5 protein-coding genes are annotated in these 3682 nt (G+C 65.0%); 2 read left to right on the top strand and 3 right to left on the bottom strand.

The window, feature by feature from the left end:
* The coding region (locus tag AAGI46_16305) for a hypothetical protein (GenBank protein MEM1013769.1) at positions 1-238 on the top strand (238 nt) is incomplete at its 5' end.
* A gap of 204 nt (positions 239-442) precedes the next feature.
* Here the strand turns inward: AAGI46_16305 and yacG are convergent.
* From yacG to AAGI46_16290, 3 genes are read right to left on the bottom strand one after another with little or no spacing between them, the layout of a single operon-like run.
* Positions 443-622 (bottom strand): DNA gyrase inhibitor YacG, encoded by a 180-nt coding sequence (yacG, locus tag AAGI46_16300; protein ID MEM1013768.1) that lies wholly within the window; start codon positions 620-622, stop codon positions 443-445.
* A 38-nt stretch (positions 623-660) separates the two neighbouring features.
* A complete protein-coding gene (locus AAGI46_16295; GenBank protein MEM1013767.1) occupies positions 661-1026 on the bottom strand; it encodes a zinc ribbon domain-containing protein in 366 nt (121 codons plus the stop codon).
* Between the two features lie 20 nt (positions 1027-1046).
* A complete protein-coding gene (locus tag AAGI46_16290) occupies positions 1047-2795 on the bottom strand; it encodes a hypothetical protein (GenBank protein MEM1013766.1) in 1749 nt (582 codons plus the stop codon).
* A gap of 198 nt (positions 2796-2993) precedes the next feature.
* Between AAGI46_16290 and AAGI46_16285 the strand changes: the two genes are divergently transcribed.
* Entirely contained in the window at positions 2994-3518 is a 525-nt protein-coding gene (locus AAGI46_16285) for a gamma-glutamylcyclotransferase family protein (protein ID MEM1013765.1), read from the top strand.
* Positions 3519-3682: the final 164 nt, after the last annotated feature.

Here is a 3682-nt window from a genome sequence, read left to right as displayed (position 1 = left end):
GTCGCGACCGATCGTGGTCGAATCCGCCGTTCCGAGCGAGACGCCAGCCGAGGAAGAGAAGCCCAAAGCCAAGGCGAAGGCTCCGAAGAAGGCTGCGAAAAAGGCGACTCGCAAGAAAGCCACCAAGAAGGCAACGGCCAAAGACGACGACGCCGAAGCACCCAAGAAGAAGGCCGCCAAGCGGACCCGCAAGAGGGCGGCGAAGAAGACAACCAAGAAGGCAGCGAAGGACGAGTAGGTCAGCGCTTTGTCGATCTCGGAGGCACACGCCTCCTGCGAGCTTCGCGCGTCAGCGAGTGGGTTTCCGCGGACGTCCAGAACCCACTCGCTCACGCTCGGGGCTCGCCGTCGAACACGAACCGTCGTGCCGAAGCCCCTCCATCACAGACTCTTGATCCCGAGACGATCTTTCCTCTGGATCACTCTGAAGAAGGGACTCTGGTCAGCGTGACGGAACGTCAAAGTCCGGCGTCGCTTCGTCCAGATCATCGTCGTCGGTCGGGATCTGGTACTCGCCTTCGAGCCAGCGATTCAGGTCGGCAAGGCGGCAGCGGTCCGAGCAGAACGGGTAGGGCGAACGCCCGCCATCGACCGGCGGTGCGGCGGCGGGTTGCCGGCAGATCGGGCAGCGCGGCCGGTCACGTTCGTCAGACAAGCGTGTCACTTCTTCGCCCCTGTCTCGGCGGCTGGCTTTTTCGCTGGCTCAGCTTTGGCCGGCTCGGATTTGGCGGCGGGCTTGTCCGCAGCGGCGGCCTTGCCGGCATCACTCTTGTCGGACTTGCCGTCCGAGGACTTCTCGCTCGAATCGCCGGCGTCGTTCTTGGCGTCTTTGGCGTAGCTGTCGGAGCGGTAGTCGGTCTCGTAGAAGCCGCCGCCCTTGAAGATGATGCCGGCCCCGGTGCCGATGAGCCGGCGGACCTTTAGCTTGCCGCACGACGGGCACTTCCTGATCGGATCGGCCGTGATGCTCTGAAACTTCTCAAACGCGAAGCCACAGGCATCGCAGCGGTAGTCGTACGTCGGCATGAGCGGTGAGATTATTCCCGCTACTCGTCCGATTCCTTCGAGGCCACCTCGGCAGGCTCGGGCTCCGCCAGCGGATCGTCGGCGACGTCGGCAAGCCCGGCGAACTCTTCGTCGGCCGGGTCGAGGTACACCTCGTCCGGCTCGGTCGCATCGACCTCGCGACGCAGGAGGTAGTAGATGATCGTTCCCATCGAAACGTAGAGCGACAGGGCGTATGCGCACAGCAGCGATAGCAGGCCGAACACCGTGATCGCGATGAGCACGGCCGCGATGTCTTGCCCCCAAGTGAGGTTGCTGAACGGAATGTCGTAGCTGAACTGATTCGGCGAGGGCTTCGGCCAGAGCGCGTCGAGCACGTTCGTCCCGGCGGCCTCGCGAAAGACGAAGACGCCCAGCGCCGCCCGCGTTGCGATCAGAACCATCCACAGGAACAGTCGGACCACCAAGAACGTCAGCACGCCGTAGACGAGGGCAACGAGTCCGTACCAAGCCACGCGCCACGGCTTAGCGAAGAGATAGCTGAAGCTTCGGCTGATCGCGTCGAAGGAGTCGGTGCCCTCGACCGCGATCGTCGGGTACATCAGGCTGATGCCGCCGACCAGGCCGATGAAGGTAAGCGTGATGAGCAGGCCGACGATGAGCCCGATGGGCACGAGCAGTCCGATGCCGATGTCTGCCAGCCAGCCGAGCCCAGGCACGAGGCCGATGAGCGACATCAGCAGCGCCGCGAGCGATGCCGTCAGTCCGAGCACGACAATGACCAGCACCGGGATGAGCGGAGCGCTCAGGAAGCTGACGAACTTGCCGCTGCTGAACCGCAGGGCAGACCGGAGGCTGATCTTCTCGTCCCTGGCGACCTGCACCGCCGCCGAGCGGGCGACCGCTCCGCCGAAGACCGCGAGGACGGCGAGCGTCCAGATGCCCAGCAGCGCCGCGTAGAGCGGGTGCTGTGAGAAGGCCCACATCGGCCCGATCCACAGGCCGCGATACAGGCTGGCAAAGACGCCGCCCTCGCCCATGAAGTTGACATCGAGCACGGCTGCGACGAGGCGATCGAGCTGCTGCGTCTCGTAGTCGTACAGGGTGATGCCGACGCCGCGCGGGTAGAGGTCTTCGACACGCTCGACCTCTCGTGCAGCGAGCGCGTAGGTGTCGGCAACGCCGATCCCGTAGGCCCGCTCCGCAGAGGCGATGGATGCCTCGTCTACGTCGGCCGACTCGAGCACTCGATCGCGTGCAGATGCGAGGTTGGAAAGCCGTTCGTCGCGACGCTTCTCAGCCGCCTCGACGAGGTCACCGCGCCCGATCTCGTCGACTGGCCGCTCCACGACGAGCGCAGCCGACTCGCGCAGGTTGTTGCGTCGGCGTTCGAGCGCCCGTCGTGCCGACTCGACCTCTTCGTCGAAGTCGCCGCCACCCGAACGGACGGATTCGAACAATGCGGGCTCTCCCGGCACCGCCCGCCATGCCTGAGGCAGCAGGCCGAACAGCCCGTCGAGCCCACGCGTGCCGCCGTAGATGAGCAAGGCCGCGACAAGCGACAGGAGCAGCTTGCTCGGGTGGACCGCGACGCGAAACCCGCGAAACAGCTTGGTGGCCGGGAAGATCTCGCCCCAGTCGATGTGCCGGACCGACGACGGAACGTGACTGGCGTAGCGGGCGACGTCGCGCTCCACGTGGGCCACTCGGTCCGGCGGAACCAGCATTTCGGGCGCGGACGCTTCGGAAGACTTGGTATTGTTTGCGGTGTTTTCCGGCGTCGCGGGCATCGTTGCCGCAGGATAAGCCGTGCTGGCAACGGGTCCAATGACCGGGCCATTCCGTGGCATTGGCGTTTCAGGTGGAATGTGGCCCTGAACCGGTGAACCACGAAACGTTTTTGGTCCGGCACTTTCCCGCGGGCTTCAGTCGCTCAACGATGCCGCGCCACCACCGGTCGTCGCGCCAACCACGACCGAGCTTCAACCATGCTCTATTTCGCCTACGGCTCCAACCTCGATCAGAAGAGCGTCGCCGCCTGGGCGAAGCACTTCGGGCACAAGACGCCCAGCCTTCGAGGCGGAAAGCCGGCGATTCTGGACAACTACAGGCTGGCCTTCCCCGTCTTCAGCGAGTATTGGGGCGGCGGGACGGCGGACATCGTCTACGACCCGGGCAAGAGCGTCTCGGGGGCCGTCTTTGAACTGTCGGACAAGGACTGGGCGCTTCTCGACCAGAAAGTTCGACGTCGTGTCGAGGGCGGCGACGACGTCGGCGTGTACAAGCGGATCGAAGTCGAAGTCCGGCCCATGACACGAGGCCCGGCCGTCAAAGCCTGGACGTACCAGGGCGTGCAGCAGGAGGCATTTCACATTCCGCCCACGCAGAACTACGTCGACGCGCTTGTCAATGGTGCGTTCGAGCACGGACTGAGCACGATGTGGGTCAGCTATCTGCAGAGCTTCAGCACCCAAGCTGGCAAGCCACCGAGACCGCCACGGGCAACTAGGTGACAGGGCGACGCGTCGCTTGGCGGCGGCGTGCATCGCATCGCTCGAATATGAGGGGGAGTCGGACTTCGGAATCTCAAGAGTGAGCCGCCCGCGTCCGCGGGCGTGTTGGGTCCCCGAAGCGCCCGCTGACGCGGGCGGCTGACTTTCGTGGACGACGCGATTCG

The sequence above is a fragment of the Planctomycetota bacterium genome (genome assembly GCA_038746835.1).
In the GTDB taxonomy this organism is placed as follows: domain Bacteria; phylum Planctomycetota; class Phycisphaerae; order Tepidisphaerales; family Tepidisphaeraceae; genus JBCDKH01.
Note: the sequence above shows the minus strand (reverse complement) of the source record. Positions and strands in the feature narration are given on the sequence as shown.